We start from the raw sequence: 16160 nt of genomic DNA, 5'->3' as shown, positions 1-16160 counted from the left end.
CATGAATATACATTTTACAAAAATGCATGGTTTAGGTAATGACTTTATGGTGCTTGATGGCGTCAATCAAAAAATAAACCTGTTAGCACAACAAATAGCTCAATTGGCGCATCGTAACACCGGTATTGGCTTTGACCAATGTTTACTTATAGAACCGGCAACAACTGAAGGCGTGGATTTTACCTATCGTATTTTTAATGCCAATGGACAGGAAGTTGGGCAATGCGGCAACGGAGCACGATGTCTTGCCTTATTTGCCAAACATTATGAATTAACTAAGAAAAAGAAAATAACGGTTGCCACGAAATCGACCACTATGGATTTGACCATTAATGACGATGACAGCGTTAGCGTGGATATGGGCAAACCCAAACTGGCTCCCCAGGATATTCCGTTCTTAGCAGAACAGCAGGCAGCACAGTATGTATTGGAGATCGATCACAATACGACTGCGTCTCTTCATGCGATTAGTGTTGGTAATCCTCATGCGGTTCTTTTGGTACAAAATCTGGAATCAGCGCCGGTAGCAGAGCTTGGCCGACAAATCAGCATTCATCCTCGTTTTCCACAACAGACCAATACTGGTTTTATGCAGATCATCTCTCATAATCATCTTAAATTACGGGTTTATGAGCGAGGCTGCGGAGAGACTCTGGCCTGTGGTAGCGGAGCAGCAGCTGCAGCAGCAATTGGGCGTTTATTTTATAATCTCGCTGAACACATCACTGTTTCTCTTCCTGGTGGCGATTTGGTTATTACATGGCCTCACTTAAATGGTCATCTGACACTTACAGGCCCTGCCACTTTTGTTTATGAAGGCAGACTAATTTAATACCTGTGCTCACAAAAATAAGGCAACCATTGAATTTTTTTTTCAAACAGTTATGCTGGGCAAAACCGGCATAACTAAAATCAGCCGACTTAAAACTGAAAAATCCACGCAATAAACAATCAGTACTGATAGGGAGATATCCTCTCAAACATGAGCTTCACGCTGCTTATCAGTAATTTGATGGTCAAGGAGGATGAGCATGCATAATAACAATACTAATACTGTGATGAAATTCAGTTTATTGAAAATATTAATTCTTACACCACAATTCCAATCATCAATCACCGAAACGGTCGACGCCCAAGATGAATTTATTAACATGCTGCAAACGAATCAATACACGCCTCATGAGCTTATTGAATTAATTCACCTAGCTCAGGATAAGCAGGTTAAATCGATTCTGATAACCCATCTGTTAAGTATGGAAGAATACCTGAATAATCTCTCCGGCCATTCCATACTCAACCGACTGGACAGCAATAAACCCCACGTCCCATCACGACTCAACAAACTCGTTCATCAAATCGATGTAAACACACTCTCTCTTGAACAAATCAAAAGACTCCAACCAGAAGCAGCAATCAGTATTCTTTGCTCAGTACCGCATTTCCATCTTTTGAATCAAGATCAAATTAATGAACTGATAGGATGCTATCAGAATCCTGCTGTTATCCATTATTGGATGAATCATTATGCTTTATTTCCAAATGCACACTTTACCCTGGCGCATTTGGCCAGGCTTTTCGACTCTCACGTCATCGATGCCTGCAATATGATGAGTAAAGAAAAAAAATCAGCGGTAATTAATACCATACTGGAACACCTTGAATTGTTTAACCCACGCTTTAAAGTATTACATGACGAATCACATGAAAGTCATCTTAAAAAAACAATTCATCAGTATCTTAATGGCTCGCATCATACTCACTATGTTACATACATCAGGCTACTCACCAAGAAATTATTATCAGAGCAGGTTGCGCTGTCCCTAAATACCATCCAATTATTAATTTCGTTAAATCAAAACATTGAATTCGGTGATATAACCCATAAAACCAGCCATCTCATCAGTCATTATTTAAGAGTAAAAGCTCAATCAGGCGATATTTCACTGTTCTACAACCATAACAAAGTAAACATTGATGTAATGACGCAGTGGTTACACTTAACCCCACCGGCAGCCAAAATAAAAGAAGAAAAAAGACGACTGATAGACTGGATTAAGCCAGCCAAAATTCAACCCAACTCATCCGCAGAAGAACAACAGGCTATTCCAGAGCATTCTTTAATTCAATTTTATAGCCAAAAAAAACAATTAGTGAATACGTTTAATTATTTTTTATTACATTTTAAAGGAAATACAGATTATTTATCCAAAGCGATTAGAGATTATCTGGGTTTTTATCTCCAGGCAGGATGCACCGAATCACGCCGAAAAACCCTGTACCATACTGCTGTTTTAATCAATAGACCCGAGGCCAGAAATTCAGTTCGAGAGGCAATCTATACTTCTTTTTTAGAATATCCTGAATTATATGATGAACAAATTTGTTGCTGGATGCTGCGCTACGATGCACAAAGAACATTGCAGCATTTTGGCCTTAAAGGAGGCGTAAAAAATTATATTCTGGTGATGACATTATGTCGGGATGCGTTAAAAAAGCTAAATCCTATGAGGGATAAACTGCCCATTCAAGCAGCAAAGCAGGCCTATGATGAAGCAAAACTTGAATTGTCATTTAGTAAGGAAAAGGGAATTTTTGCTCAATTAATTCAACGCATTAAACGATGCTGGATAAACGGTTGGACCGGATTTTTTTCACCTAATTTACCTGTATACGTTGCGCCCGCTTATCAGACATGCAAAGAGGCAAATGAACAACGGAAAATTTTGGAATTCGAAAAGAAGAACAGCGTTCAATCTCTTCATAACATGCTTCCCAAACTATTAACTCAAATTGAAAAAGAATGCTCGATACAAAAACTTAATGAGCTAGTCGCAATAATGCGCACCCTCTCCTTAAAAATGGCCCCTGAGGAAGAGCTGCATTTAAGAACCGGGATTAATTTTCTCTACCATGAATTATTATCGGATAGCAAAACAAACAAAGGGATAGACTCCTGGCTGGCTCAAAATCATGCCCTATTCAATGCAAATCGCTTCCGTCTTTTAGAACTGTTGCTTAAAACCAGTACACCCCGAGAAATTGAACTATTCATCAAACAATTCAATGAAGATTCAATCTATGTGCAACACAATCCTATCTCGCACCATTTAAACGCCCTGATTAATGAACTCGCCATACCCCTTCCGGAACTGAAAACACCAATAAAAGAGCCGCAAAGAACTATGGGACACAGTACTCCAGTTCCTATTCCTCTCGAAATCGTGGTACCAGAATTTGTGTCATCAGCCTGGAGTTGGGCAAAAGAAAGTATGGGTGGTTTTTTTACAGGATTGAGCACTGCGCCCCTGCAAAAAGACGATATACCAACAGAGCCGATAACGCCTAACCCAGCGTTATAAGCTTTTATTACTTGAGGATGGTTTTGTCAGGGTAAACGCATCTAAACGTATTATCTAAGACCAAGATGCCTACGTTCTGCGCTTTATGCGCAGAATCCAGATCTTTGCCTGCACTAAGATCGCATGGATCCTGCGCATAAAGCACAGGACGTAGGCAAAAGGTTGGAGATTTATGTTCATAATTTAGATGCGTTTGCCCTGATGGTTTTGTACTGTTGTGGCTGTTTTTATTCAGGCGTTGTTCCATGCCCCTAATCCTCGCTGCATGGTGTTTTATGCCGTGCGCCAGTTCAGCAATTAAGGAAGATTGACGTTATTTTTTAACGCTATCACCCGGCTTCTTATCCTAATATTTCTTGACGATAGCCTTTTGATAAACCTACAATAAAAGAATATACGCTTGATTTGGCATACGAAATGGATGAACGGCGGCGATTTTTCAGAATTCAAAACCACGGGGAAATTTTAGCCCATATCGCCAATCAACCAATTGAAATAATTGATATATCGGCCTCGGGGGCACGATTAATCAATCACAATGCACTTGCAGATCAAGGAATAATTATCATTTCTGTGCATCAATTTTCAATCAACATGAATTACAAACGCCTAAGAACAGAACACGATCATTTCATCATTATCTTTACCGATGACGCTGAAATTGAACGACTTTTTATTGCCTTAAAACATTTAAGAGATGAACGAAGAACTCAAAAAACTCAATTCTAGCGCCAGTTTCTTGCATATGGTTTATCACCCAAAACCCTTCAGGCAAGTTTCCAGCGCCTGTGCATCCAATTCCATTGCTCAGGATGTGCCAAGATAATCTTTTCTAACGCTTGATTGTATTTTAACGTGTTTTGATAAAGCGCCTCAGGTGTTGAATCATGTTCTACCCAGGGAATGGGCTCATGAAATTCCAAAACATGCTTACCGTTTGGCAAACGATATCCTGCAGCAGGAATAACCGGAACTCCGGTGTAGCGTGACAAAGTTGCGAGACTTCGGTACGTTCCTGCTTTTTTACCAAAGAACTCTACAGCAATCCCATCTCGATTAACCAAAGAGGCATGTTGATCGAGAACAAAAATAACGGCATGATTTTTTTCTAAAGCAGCACGAACTTGCTCCAGAGAGTTCTTTTTGGGGATTACATTAAGCCCGGCCTGGTAATAATTTTTGAATAATAAACGTTCTATAAATTTAAATTTTAAAGTACGCCGGATAAAGTGAAATTGCCCTTGAAATTCTTTAAAACTCAATACACCGCCCAAGGGGGCAAATTCCCAATTGCCAAAATGGCCGGTAACGACCAATACCCCTTTTTGCTGGGCAACAACGGCCAACATGTTCTCGTGACCAAGAACAGAGACCTTATCACGGAGTTTTTCTTCGCTAATAAAACGCAACTGTAACGCCTCTTTTAACGAGGTAGCAAGGTGCGAGTAATAAGCTTTAGCTAAATGTATTTTTTGTGCAGCAGTGAGTTGATCAGCATAGACCTGAGTGATGTTCGCTAAAATCAATCGTCGGCGATAAGGCAAAAAGTGATAAATAAATTTACCCGCCAAACTCACGGGTAAAGCATTAATCTGTTGTTCTAGTTTAGTCACAGGAGTTAATCACCAGGCACGCATTCATACTGGCAAAGCCTCTGTTAATCATCAGAGCCGATGTATTGGCATTAAGCTTCTGGTGATTCGCACTTACAGAAATTCCTGCACATTGGCCAGCAATCTGCTCCAAGTTTGCGATACCCGGGGCACAACCATGCTCCAGCGCATAAGTTGTCAATACCGCATCCAAAACACCAGACGCACATAAAGTATGTCCCATGGACCATTTAAATGCCGTTACAGGAACGTGATGTTGGGCAAAAACTGATTTAATGGATTGCGCCTCACTCTCATCTGATTTGCTGTTGCCATTGCCATGAGCGACTACCAACCCGATATTATTGGCTGCTAAACCGGCCTGCTCCAGGGTTTGCTTGATTAATGCCGTAAGATGCTGCCCATCCGATTCTATGGAAAATAACCCACTGGCTTCGCTTGCAGAAAGGCCGCCTGTAATTTCACCATAACATTTTGCGGAGCGAGCACGAACACTCGCTTCGCTTTCCAGAACGAGGGCGGCAGCGCCTTCTGCCAACAAAGTTCCATCGTGATCCTGATCAAAGGGTTTTAAATGACGTTGGCTAAGCACGCCTAATTTCTGATAGTAAAACAAAGATTGCGGTTCTATTCCCATATCATAAGCAACAACAACTGCCCTGTCAGCCTGGCCACTACGTATTGCATGATAAGCTTCCATTATGGCTTGTGTTCCGCCTACAGCATGGTTAGTTACATTATGGTTGGGCCCTTTAAATCCGTAGGTTATACCGGTATAGGCAAGCACGTTATTAGGTAAAATTCGGAGCAACCACATAGGATGAACTTCATCAAACAAGTGCTTGGCAAATTGCTGCATGTCCCCTTGAGTTTTCGCTAACAAGGGCAAAAAATCATATTGTTGAAAATACTTATTGCCTGGTGAGCCAACATAAACTCCCGTTTGCTCATTAAATAATTCCGCAGATTCAAGCGAGTCTCTATAACCAATCATTTGACTGTCTTCTACAGCCTGCACCGCTGCATTAATCCCCATCACATCCTGGCGGGAAATAACTTTGATCAATTTTCTATCAGGTAACATTTTAGCCGGTTGAAAATCTTTCAATTCACCGCCCAGACGATGCGACCACTGGGATAAGTCCCAATAATTAATTTCATCTATTCCGCTAGTACCAGCAAGGATAGCCTCCCAAGTCTGCTTTGCTGTATTTCCGGAAGCAGTTAAAGCGCTGCGTCCTGTAATAAAAACCCTATTTAAATCACTCATTTACATGCTCCATCAAACTCAGGATGCTTAAACAACAAACAACTATTTGAACCACCAAATCCGAAAGAATTCGATAATACAACACCCAGAGATTTTTCACGGGGGCCTTCGGTAACATAATCCAAATCACATTCCGGATCAGGATGTGTTAAATTTGCCGTTTGCGGAATTTGCGCCTGTTCTATTGATTTAACAGATAAAACGGCCTCAAGAGCACCGGCGGCCGCAATCAAATGACCGGTTTGGCTCTTGGTGGAGCTTGCAGGTAAACTGGCAATCTGACTGCCAAATACTGCTTTAATTGCATTGGTTTCACTAAGGTCATTCATCTTGGTTGACGTTCCATGAGCATTAATGTAATCAACATCGCAGGCTTGAACCCCTGCATCGTGTAAAGCTCGCTCAATGGCTTGAATTGCTCCATCACCGTTTGGGTGAGAGTCGGTAATACGGTAAGAGCTTAATGAATTGCCCTCTCCAGCCAATTCTGCATAAATTCTGGCGCCCCGCGCTTGCGCTTTTTCCCATTCTTCAAGAATTAAAAAAGCTGCTCCTTCGCCCAAGACAAAACCATTACGAGTAGCATCGAACGGTCGACTGGCTGTTTGTGGCGTGTCGTTATAGGTAGATAATGCTCCTAAAAGACAAAAACTGGACAAACCTAATGGGTTAATCATGGAATCAAAACCACCAGCCAGCATAAAATCAGCATCGCCACGACGAATTACCTGCATCGCAAGGCCTAAAGCCTGCCCGCCAGAAGCGCATGCGGTATGAACTGATGAGGCATAGCCCGTAATACCAAAATGCTGAATCAGTAATGAAAGCCCTGAATTCGATGTGGTTTTACCAAAATCAGTTAATTTATAAAACTCCCTTGAATTAGCCTGCAACGCCCCCCAATCGGCTTCACCACTCAACGCACAGGCGTTCTGAAATCGCTTAAGGTAATCAAATTCGGCGGTCATCATCCCGCTACCGGTAACCACACCCCATCGTGAAGAATTTTGTTGCGTTGGTAAAATAGCCGCATCATCAAAAGCCTGACGAGCAGCCTCCAAAGCATAGTGGGTAAACGACATTGCAAAACGGGTATATTTACTCTTTAGCGAGGCATGAGGAACAAAATCTTTTACTTCCGCTGCAATATGGGTTGGAAAAGCACGTGCATCGAATTGCCTGATTACATCAATTCCAGATTTCCCGGCAATAAGATTATTCCAGGTAGAATGAACATCATGCCCTATTGGGGTAACCGCACCCAGGCCAGTTATCGCAACTCGTCTTTTATTCATGATATTAACCTTTTGGTTTAAGCACTACTTCAACAACACAAACTCTTTTTCCATTAACCTCACTACGATAAGTCAAAATGAGTTCTTCATTCGTATGTTGCTTCACTTTGGCATGACATACCACCACATCGCCAGGAAGAACGAAATCATTCATTTTTATTTTTCGCAACTCACATACCTGATAGGCTACAGGAAAACCCGCCCTAACCATAAACTCCTTCGCCAGATTTAACTTGCATTCCAACAACACTGTCATTGGCAGAACGGGTTTTCTGGGAAAATGATCCGCAAAATATGGGGCGGCAAGAGAAATTCTTTTTTCAGCGCTGATACTGACCCCAGCTTCGCTAGCCAGAATACTATCAAACATCAAAGGAGCAACAACGGGACCATGGATGGTTTGTTCCGCATGAGCAATCACAGAATTCCTGGCACACACTTCAGCCCACTCTCCGGGATGAAAAATTTCAGCAAATTGCTGTTTGATGACTTCAATGCCGATAAAATCAGTCATAGGCAATAATGGCCCTAATGCGCCATCAATACTAAAAACCAACTCGTCACCCACTCGTGCGGTACTGTGATACTGAACTGCCGAGTCATCCAAAGCGTCAATATAAGACTCAAGCAACAACGTCTCACCAACATAGGCCGGGCGATGCAGGCATGCACTGGCAACAACACCGGCTACAGGCCGAAACATAAAATCATTATGCTGCATCACATTCCAGGCAGCTAGTTGCCCCAGAGTTTCACCAATTAACGAGGGAATGAAGCACGCTTTACCATACTCATCAACAGTGAGGTAGGTATCATCTCGGGTAATGTGTTTGATCCCCCTAACGGACTCGCCAGGGGATAATTGAACAATTCTGTCAACAAATAAAAAGCGCATCAGGCAACAATTTCCGCACTTTGTTGCTCATTCACTGCAGAAACGACCAGTTTACAAAATGTTTCCACAGTAAACAGCATGGGAATTTCATTCACTTTCATGTTTGATTTAAATTGCTCCGCCGGAACTTCACTTAAATAATTTTTTAAGGCATCCAGTCCTGCTGGGGTTAGCGTACCACCTTTTTCAAACTCATCTTCTGCCAGTTCGCCCCTGGCGTTTTTTTCCAATTGACCACGTGGGATTTTAATTTTAAATTCTTTTTCCAGTTGAAAAACCAAATCAAGAAAATCAATAGACTCTGCACCCAAGTCGGTAATCAATCGACTGTTCAAAGAGACTTCTTCAGCATCAATAACCAATACATCAGCAATAATTTCCCTAACCTTAGGGTAAACGCCAGCTACATTCATAATTCTTCCCCAGTACTAACCAAGTTCACAAAGCCAGAAATTATATCATAAAAAGTTCATTATTCATCTATATATCACGTTGCTTTATCCAACCTTGCTGTACCCAGCGTCTACAAACAACGTATGCGCATTAATCATTGCGGCTTCCGGTAAACAAAGAAGATATACTGCATCAGCGACATCTTGGGGTGTTAATGGTCTATCAGCAAGAGCATGAGACTGGTATTCATCGAGCAATTGTTCTCTATTGGGGAAATGTTTTAGCGCATCCGTATCCACAACTCCTGCAGAAACAGTATTTACAGTGATGCCCAAAGGAGCCAACTCCAAACTCAAGGAACGAACCAATGCCTCAAGAGCTGCTTTGGACGCACCAATAAAAGCGTAATTGGGTATTGCCCTGGACGCCCCCAAACTGGATAAAGCAATCACCCTGCTGTTTTTAGGCATTAACTCATGGCCTTCACTTACCAGATGATTCAAAGCTAAAGCATTGGTTTCCATGCACCACCGAAAATGTTTGGTAGACATCTTTAATGCTGGCTTCAATACCCCGCTGGCAGCGTTACTGACGAGAAAATCAAGACGATTGAAATGAACTCTAAACTGAGTAAACAACTCTTTAACCGATTGATGATCTGCAACATTGGCTTGCAGTGCGACACATTTACGACCTAAATTTTCTATCTCTCTAACCAGTGCCTGGGCTTCATCAGAACTGTTGTAATAGACAATAGCAACATCACTTCCTGCTTGAGCGAGTTTAAGCGCCGTCGCTTTTCCTATACCTCGTGCACCACCAGTGATTAATGCTACTTTTCCTGCAAATACAGAACTCATAGAGTGTTCCTCTAGTATAAAAAGGCACCAAACTACCGGGAATATTAAAATCTGTCAATGATCCAATACCTGTTGGAAGAGTAAAATACCTTGTTTCTGACGCTTTAACTTTGTACCATTTGCACATCACTCTATTTATTATGCGTATCAATGAAATTTTCCTGGTCAAAAACAGTTTTTCCAATTGCTGCGATTTTCTCCTTTCGCATGTTAGGATTATTTCTGCTCATACCAGTATTTTCTGTATATGCAGAAAACCTGCAGGGCGCTACACCAACGCTCATCGGTTTTGCCTTGGGCGGATACGGATTAACACAAGGCTTATTGCAAATGCCATTTGGTATGCTCTCTGATACCTTTGGCAGAAAACCAGTAATTACCTTCGGTTTATTATTGTTTGCACTGGGCAGTTTACTGGGCGCTATGACCGATTCTATATACGGGATGATACTGGCTCGAACTCTTCAGGGCACTGGTGCGGTAGGTAGTGTACTTATCGCCTTGCTGGCTGATTTAACACCAGACGAACAACGCACTAAAGCAATGGCAGTAATCGGCATGACCATAGGTATTTCCTTTAGTCTGGCAATGGTGATAAGCCCCGCACTTTCTCACTACTATGGCTTGTCAGGAATATTCTACCTCACCGCCTTTTTAGCATGTTCAGGAATTATTTTACTGCATCTGGTCATACCCAATCCAGTGAAAGAATGTTTTCACGCAGACAGTGAAGCATCTCTTTCTTTATTAAAACCAGTCATCAGTAACCGACATTTACAAAGACTTAATGTGGGTATTTTTTGCCAGCATTTTATATTAACCTCAACTTTTTTTGCTGTACCCATTTTGCTCGGCCATCATATTAAGCAAGGGCATTTAACCCAACAATGGCATTTTTATTTACCCTTGATGCTCTTTTCATTCATCGTAATGGTGCCGTTTATAGTCCTGGCTGAAAAGAAAAAATTAATGAAAACAGTGTTTTTATTAGCGGTTGTTTTTGCTACTGCAACACAGTTCCTTTTGGCATTTACCTGCCAGGATTGGTACAGCCTTTGCCTGTTGATGTTCGTCTACTTCATAGCATTTAACATTCTGGAAGCAAGCTTACCCTCACTGATATCAAAACAAGCCAATCCCAATACTAAAGGAACGGCTATGGGCATTTATTCCACCAGCCAGTTTTTAGGAATTTTTGTTGGCGGTTCTTTGGCAGGAATATTGTACCAATGGCACAGCAGTCAGAGTATATTCATGATCAATGCTCTTATAGGTATGATCTGGCTAAGTGTGGCCGTTTACATGAAACCGAATGTTTATCTTTCTACCCTGATTCTGCATTACTCGCCTCCAATTGGCACCAGTGATGCTCTTATCAAAGAGTTGTTGCAGGTAAAGGGGGTCAAAGAGGTGGTTATTGCTCAAGAAGAACAGGTTATTTATGTTCGCATAGCCAAAGACCAGTACCAACCTGGTTCGGCGGAACAGATTGTCTCAGCAGATCAAAACAATACCGGTTTAATTTAAAACAGTTGCTACGCAATGATCCTTTATTTAGGTATAATCATACTCTCTAACTTTCGCATACAGGAGATAAACTATGGCAAGAGGAATAAACAAAGTCATCTTGGTTGGTAATGTAGGTGGTGATCCAGAAGTTCGCTATTTACCTAATGGAAATGCCGTCACTACGTTATCTATAGCGACCAGTGAGTCCTGGAAGGACAAAACAACAGGTGAAAAGCAAGACAGAACCGAATGGCATCGAGTAGTCTGTTTTAATCGATTAGGCGAAATCGCTGGTGAATACCTTCGCAAAGGTTCAAAACTTTATGTAGAAGGCAGTTTACGTACTCGTAAGTGGCAAGACCAGCAAGGTCAGGATAGATACACTACAGAAATTATTGCGTCTGACATACAAATGCTTGACAGCAAAGGCACCAGCGGACCATCTTACGACGATATGCCCCAAACGCAACAACAATCTGCACCATCTCAATATCAAAACAACAACAGGCAACAACCGGCACAAGCCGCTCAGGATGCCTTTGATGAATTGGATGATGATATTCCTTTTTAATACGAATAGCGTCTAACCCATAACCAATAATGGGTTAGACGATTAATTTTAAGTGATGATGCGATCGTATTCACCACTTAATACAGGTTAATGGGATTAAAGCTTAAAGGCTGCGCCCAATAACCAGGCTGGTGAACCATTTAAGGGGTAAAGGTTCGAATACATCTCACTCGACTGCTGATAGCCTTACTGTTAAAAAACTGATCACCAAAACCAAAGAACTGCGCCCAGGCACTGGTTGCCGGTATAAGTACATACTCCGAAGAACTCCAGTAAATGACTCCCGCAAAATTACCTAATCCTTTCACATGCAAGGTGGAATATAAATTGGGTCTTGCATTACCGCAACCCGCATTGGTATTAATCCCAACAAAACGACCCAACTCGCAAATCGCCGGTAAGAACCAATCAGTTAACCCTTGATCTATCTTGTTAAAACAAATTTGTGCAGCAGGATATTGGCCTATCGGGGCGGTAAGCGCATTGGTGTTAGTTAATCCATCAAGAAGGCTGTTTGCTGCCGTATTATCGAAAACGGTAGCCCACTGATAGTCTGGTACTTCGTCAGTCAATGCTGCCACTTTTCCACCAATACTGCCCGTATTCGGCGTTGTATCATCCACAGCAAACAAATACCCCCCCTCATAAATACACCCATACCCCAGAATCGATACATTAATGTCTACAGGTGCTGCATTATCCGCACTAATCGTTACTATGGTCGGAACTGCAACACTTCCTGGTGCTGTGTTACAGGCGGTTGCACTTACATTAGAACTGGCCGTGCCGCCCGGAGTAATCGTGACATCGCAGGTTGCTCCGGCATTAAGTGTGCCAGTGCAGGTATTGCTCGTGATTGAAGTGCCAGCCGGAAATGCCGTTGGACTCACCTGAACATTTTGGGCATCTACGGTACCTGTGTTCTGAATACGAATGATGCGTGGATTACCCACCAAAGCCGGATCAGAAGTGGGCGGTGTGCTGTTAATTGATAAAACGAGATCTTGGGTCAGAGGCGACAAAGTGGTCTGATTAAAGGTAACTTCAACGGTATGATTGGCCTGAATGTTATTCAACTGATAACTTACGCCGCCATTTTGCACTACATTACCGTCTAAAAACCACTGATCCACACCAAAGTTGGCATTAGGCGTTGCAGTAAACGCAAGACTGGATCCTTCATTGACTAGCAGAGGTCCCGCAGGGGTAATGGCTCCATTTGCGCCTGCCACAGAAAGAACAGAATAACGAATAACAGGTGGTTGATCTGTCAGCCGAATGCGTAATTGAGCCCCCTCACTGGGGCGATAACACATCAAACTGTTGCCCTGTTGACATAAAATAGGACCGCCTAAAACATCTCCCTGTAATGCGGAACCATTAATAATAAGAGTTAATGTACACGTTCCTTTTGCGGGAAGTTGGCAAGGTTGTGTTTGGGTTATTCCTGGAATATTTTTCATAAACAGCCTTTTAGAGCTGGTCGATTGATTGTGAACGGTATAAACCACCTGCTCCGTACTTCCTCGGGATACAGTCAGATCAGTTGCAGTGAGTGGCGAAAAAGTCCATACCGGTATGCCTGCCTGCGCACTTGACACGAAGCAGAGAAAGAAAAAAAGAAAAAAAGTACTTATCACCAGTCTAAAATTGAAACCCTGGAGTTTATGCATAGCCACAATCCTTATGTCTACCTGAGTATAGTTATATAAGCCAGAGCAGTATTTTTGCCTGGTAGCGTTGTAACGCTTTAGTCTACATTTTTTTATTTAAAAATATTAGAGCTAGTTAGATTCCTTGCCTAAGCTTCCATTGCAGTTACTCCGCTGTTAGTATATCAGCTTAGTTGGGCATCTACCATTTGTTATTAAACAGTACACAAAGGAATGCATCTAATAAAAAAGTGGCCCGCCTGCGTAAACGTCATATAAACGTGGTAGTAACAATGACCGTGGATTTTCAATACCATCCTAAGCATTATTTCAAATACCTCTTACATCACAGGCACTTATTTTTCGTAATTCAAAAGGAGTTGTATCATGTTCTTTTCGTCCTTGATCGAAAGCTTTTTTAGCGCTGATCTGCTGGTAATCACATTAAGTATTTTAGCTGCCAGCAGTATTATCTGTATAAGCATTTACTGCATCAGACAAGGGGTATTGTTCTCAAATCAAGAAGACCCCATTGACCAAAATCCTTCTTTAATCAGTCCTTATCAAAAATTCTGTGTTGATGACGGGCGCTTTTAAATTGGCCCTTATAAAAAACTGGGAGGCGGTAGTTTTAGCACCGTATTTCAGTATCAGCTTGATGGAAATCCGGTAGCAGTTAAGATACCCAACACAATAGAATTTAATATCATGCAGCAGCATGAAATTAAATTATTGAAAGAGGCTAACTCTCATCCTAATATTATAAAATTCCATTGCTCACTTGATGTTGGTGACATGAGATGGATTATAATGGAATTAATGCAAGGGACTGTTCGTGATTTGTTGAATAAAAACTCAAGCTTATCCTGGAATACCAAGTTATCGCTTGCCAGACAGTTACTCGAGGGAATTGCTTACTTGCACTGTTTAACAGCAACCCACTTTACTCGAGAGGGCATTAATCATCAAGATATTAAAACAGAAAATTTATTAATCGACAGACTGACTGACGATCCCTATATTAAACTGAAAATTAGCGATTTTGGGATTGCCAAAAGAATAGACCAGGTAACTTTACCCTTAATAGGCAATATTTTCGCTGCAACACGTAAAGGTAACGTTGGGGGGACTCTCGATTATGCTGCACCAGAAATTTATCACGCCTTATGTAAAAGAAATGAAAACAACGAATTAAAATCTGACGTATTTAGTGCTGGAATTACGCTTTGGGAAATTGCAACAGGGCAAATACCGCACAGAACAATGGAGGAAATTACCCAAGGAAGGCTTAACGCATTTGACGAAGACAAACAAAGAAATAGAAGAGTGGTTTCAAGTTCCCAATTCAGTAAACGTTTGACAAAATCAGAACCAACCTATCCACAGTCAGCATTTTTTGGCCCGGTAATTAACAAATGCATTAAAAAACGTCCCAGAGATAGATATTCGGCAAGAGAAGCATTTGAAAAGTTACAACAAATAGACCTTTCCAGAAGTTTTTGATGGGATTTATTCATGGTGAAATAAATACTAAATTGAAAGCTACAAAAAAAGCTTTATTTGTAGCGACTAATAACATTAATTTCACACTCTAAGTCTCGGAGCTGCAAAGTTATAGTGATACTTTAAACAACTTGTTAGAGAAAAAACTGGAACTTATGAATAGATTAAAAAAAATCATTTCGGGTGGTCAAACTGGTGTAGATAGAGCCGCTCTTGATGTGGCGATAAACCAAAACATTCCATATGGTGGGTGGTGTCCAAAAGGAAGAATCGATGAATTGGGGATCATTCCTTTGCACTATGATCAGCTAAAAGAAATTGATGTTGCTGTAGGGTGTGAGCAAGAGAACTACGACACGAGAACACAGTTTAATATTCATGATGCTGACGGAACTTTAATTATAATACCTGATAAAACAATTCTGGACAAAATTACTGATGGTACTGTCGTGACTATTAACGAAGTATTCAGACAAAAGAAGCCTCATTATCTTCTGTCGTTGTCATTATCACACCAAGAAAATACATCAGAATGTATGAAATGGATTAAACAACATAACATTAAAATATTAAACGTAGCAGGGCTTCGTGAATCAAGTTCAAAAGGAATTTATGAAAAAAGTTACCGTTTTCTGAATCACCTGGTTCTAAAACTAACAAAATGATATTTCGTTTAATTAAACCACTTTTAACCACTCTCCAAGTTACTTATCCTATCAGTATGAAGAAAGAGTTGGAGTAGCTGGTAGCCTTGATGCAGCGCTAGCGAAATCAAGGTTTTTTATATGCTGCGCCTGTAATTCTCATCTAATCCAGCCCGTATTGTGTTTTCATTATTATTTAAAAACAGAAAAAAAAAACCAGAAATTGAGCTAACTCAACGCTTGAGCCTACGAGGGAATTTAGAGAGTAATTCCTTGATTCCGCCTGCGCTGCATCAAGGCTACTTTTATAATAATCAACGAGTAACACCTTGTAGCCTTGATGCAGCGATAGCGAAATCAAGGTTTTTTATATGCTGCGCCTGTAATTCTCATCTAATCCAGCCAGAATTGTGTTTTCATTATTATTTAAAAACAGAAAAAAAAACCAGAAATTGAGCTAACTCAGTGCTTGAGCCTACGGGGGAATTTAGAGAGTTATTCCTTGATTCCGCCTGCGCTGCATCAAGGCTTGTATCTTTAATGTGTAAGCAAAAAAGCTTAATCTCAAGGGCACTTGGGATGGGAGAAGAGATCTT

General features: G+C 41.2%; 15 protein-coding genes. 8 read left to right on the top strand and 7 right to left on the bottom strand.

All coding sequences use genetic code 11. The features are described from left to right. Position 1 precedes the first annotated feature (1 nt). The 3 genes from dapF to Lwor_RS01995 all read left to right on the top strand — a co-directional run bounded on the left by dapF (position 2) and on the right by Lwor_RS01995 (position 4088). A complete protein-coding gene (gene dapF, locus Lwor_RS02010) occupies positions 2 to 832 on the top strand; it encodes a diaminopimelate epimerase (protein WP_058492232.1) in 831 nt (276 codons plus the stop codon). 199 nt (positions 833 to 1031) lie between these two features. Further along, positions 1032 to 3359, top strand: coding sequence for a hypothetical protein (locus Lwor_RS02005; RefSeq protein ID WP_058492231.1), 2328 nt, complete (start codon positions 1032 to 1034; stop codon positions 3357 to 3359). A 417-nt stretch (positions 3360 to 3776) separates the two neighbouring features. Next, on the top strand, positions 3777 to 4088 hold the full coding sequence (locus tag Lwor_RS01995) for a PilZ-like domain-containing protein (RefSeq protein WP_058492229.1): 312 nt from the start codon (positions 3777 to 3779) through the stop codon (positions 4086 to 4088). A 38-nt stretch (positions 4089 to 4126) separates the two neighbouring features. On the opposite strand, the gene Lwor_RS01990 is transcribed toward Lwor_RS01995, so the two are convergent. The 6 genes from Lwor_RS01990 to fabL all read right to left on the bottom strand — a co-directional run bounded on the left by Lwor_RS01990 (position 4127) and on the right by fabL (position 9685). Further along, complete coding sequence (locus tag Lwor_RS01990; RefSeq protein ID WP_058492228.1) at positions 4127 to 4972, bottom strand: lysophospholipid acyltransferase family protein; 846 nt, start codon at positions 4970 to 4972, stop codon at positions 4127 to 4129. After that, a complete protein-coding gene (locus Lwor_RS01985) occupies positions 4965 to 6242 on the bottom strand; it encodes a beta-ketoacyl-[acyl-carrier-protein] synthase family protein (protein WP_058492227.1) in 1278 nt (425 codons plus the stop codon). The genes Lwor_RS01990 and Lwor_RS01985 overlap by 8 nt, the downstream gene beginning before the upstream one ends. After that, on the bottom strand, positions 6239 to 7537 hold the full coding sequence (locus tag Lwor_RS01980; protein WP_058492226.1) for a beta-ketoacyl-[acyl-carrier-protein] synthase family protein: 1299 nt from the start codon (positions 7535 to 7537) through the stop codon (positions 6239 to 6241). The genes Lwor_RS01985 and Lwor_RS01980 overlap by 4 nt, the downstream gene beginning before the upstream one ends. A 4-nt stretch (positions 7538 to 7541) precedes the next feature. Next, positions 7542 to 8432: an ApeI family dehydratase gene (locus Lwor_RS01975; protein WP_058492225.1), complete on the bottom strand. Its 891-nt coding sequence runs from the start codon at positions 8430 to 8432 to the stop codon at positions 7542 to 7544. Further along, positions 8432 to 8845, bottom strand: coding sequence for an acyl carrier protein (locus Lwor_RS01970; RefSeq protein WP_058492224.1), 414 nt, complete (start codon positions 8843 to 8845; stop codon positions 8432 to 8434). The genes Lwor_RS01975 and Lwor_RS01970 overlap by 1 nt, the downstream gene beginning before the upstream one ends. Before the next feature lie 84 nt (positions 8846 to 8929). Next, the gene (fabL, locus tag Lwor_RS01965) at positions 8930 to 9685 is read right to left on the bottom strand and encodes an enoyl-[acyl-carrier-protein] reductase FabL (RefSeq protein WP_058492223.1); all 756 of its coding nucleotides are present in this window, start codon (positions 9683 to 9685) and stop codon (positions 8930 to 8932) included. Between the two features lie 150 nt (positions 9686 to 9835). On the opposite strand from fabL, the gene Lwor_RS01960 reads away from it, so the two are divergent. Next, the gene (locus tag Lwor_RS01960; protein ID WP_058492222.1) at positions 9836 to 11212 is read left to right on the top strand and encodes an MFS transporter; all 1377 of its coding nucleotides are present in this window, start codon (positions 9836 to 9838) and stop codon (positions 11210 to 11212) included. A gap of 73 nt (positions 11213 to 11285) precedes the next feature. Continuing rightward, positions 11286 to 11765, top strand: coding sequence for a single-stranded DNA-binding protein (ssb, locus tag Lwor_RS01955; RefSeq protein WP_058492221.1), 480 nt, complete (start codon positions 11286 to 11288; stop codon positions 11763 to 11765). A gap of 140 nt (positions 11766 to 11905) precedes the next feature. Here the strand turns inward: ssb and Lwor_RS01950 are convergent, their stop codons facing one another. Next, positions 11906 to 13438: an InlB B-repeat-containing protein gene (locus Lwor_RS01950; protein ID WP_058492220.1), complete on the bottom strand. Its 1533-nt coding sequence runs from the start codon at positions 13436 to 13438 to the stop codon at positions 11906 to 11908. Positions 13439 to 13804: 366 nt separating this feature from the next. On the opposite strand from Lwor_RS01950, the gene Lwor_RS01945 reads away from it, so the two are divergent. From Lwor_RS01945 to Lwor_RS01935, 3 genes are all read left to right on the top strand, one after another. Next, a complete protein-coding gene (locus Lwor_RS01945; RefSeq protein WP_058492219.1) occupies positions 13805 to 14014 on the top strand; it encodes a hypothetical protein in 210 nt (69 codons plus the stop codon). Beyond that, entirely contained in the window at positions 14015 to 14920 is a 906-nt protein-coding gene (locus Lwor_RS01940; RefSeq protein ID WP_083501557.1) for a protein kinase domain-containing protein, read from the top strand. 155 nt (positions 14921 to 15075) lie between these two features. Next, positions 15076 to 15585: a putative molybdenum carrier protein gene (locus Lwor_RS01935; protein WP_058492217.1), complete on the top strand. Its 510-nt coding sequence runs from the start codon at positions 15076 to 15078 to the stop codon at positions 15583 to 15585. The last annotated feature ends 575 nt before the right edge of the window (positions 15586 to 16160 follow it).

Source organism: Legionella worsleiensis (assembly GCF_001467535.1).
Taxonomy (GTDB): Bacteria; Pseudomonadota; Gammaproteobacteria; order Legionellales; family Legionellaceae; genus Legionella; species Legionella worsleiensis.
Note: the sequence above shows the minus strand (reverse complement) of the source record. Positions and strands in the feature narration are given on the sequence as shown.